The sequence below is a fragment of the Psychrobacter sp. T6-1 genome, assembly GCF_052258445.1.
In genome coordinates this window covers 1-827 of record NZ_JBQQFC010000630.1, presented here as the reverse complement: position 1 = coordinate 827, position 827 = coordinate 1, and the positions used below count along the sequence as shown (strand labels likewise).

General features: G+C 52.1%; 1 protein-coding gene. It reads left to right on the top strand.

What is annotated here, in order from left to right:
• Window positions 1-813: 4-hydroxy-3-methylbut-2-enyl diphosphate reductase (gene ispH / locus ACTXGO_RS15040; RefSeq protein ID WP_443575087.1), on the top strand; the 813-nt coding region annotated here is incomplete at its 5' end.
• Between the last annotated feature and the right edge of the window lie 14 nt (window positions 814-827).

Sequence of the window (827 nt, the reverse complement as noted above, 5' to 3'; positions counted from 1 at the left end):
CTTGCCAATCGCGGTGCGGTATTCGTCGAAGAGCTGCACGAAGTACCAGATGGAGCGATCGTTATCTTTTCGGCGCATGGCGTCTCAAAAGCGGTCGAGGATGAAGCTGAGCGCCGCGACTTAACGGTGTTTGACGCCACTTGTCCACTGGTTACCAAAGTGCATATCGAAGTGGCAAAATTCGCTCAAGATGGTATGGACGCGATCTTAATCGGTCACGCCGGCCACCCTGAGGTTGAGGGTACGATGGGGCGCTTCAACCGTAAACACGGCGGCGAGATTCATCTGGTTGAAGACGAAAAAGACGTCGAAGCACTTACGGTACAAGATGCTGAGCGTCTCGCTTTTGTGACACAAACGACGCTATCTATGGATGACACCGCGCGCGTTATCGATGCCCTGCGCCATAAATTCCCAAGTATTCAAGGCCCGCGTAAAGATGATATCTGCTATGCCACTCAAAACCGTCAAGACGCGGTAAAAGATTTAGCAACGCGCTGTGAGGTAGTGTTAGTCGTCGGCTCGCCCAATTCCTCCAACTCCAACCGCCTACGTGAGCTGGCTGAGCGCATGAACTGCAAAGCTTATCTCATCGATAATGCGCAAGAGATGGATAAGCGCTGGTTCGATGGCGTCACCAGTGCAGGCGTCACTGCTGGCGCTTCTGCCCCTGAAGTGCTCATTCAAGAAGTATTGCAGCAATTGCAAGATTGGGGCGGGGAGCTACCCAATGAGCTGGCAGGTATCGAAGAAAACGTGACTTTTAGCTTGCCAAAAGCCTTGCGTATTCCAGTCACACAAGTAGGTAGATAACGCTTAGAGCAACA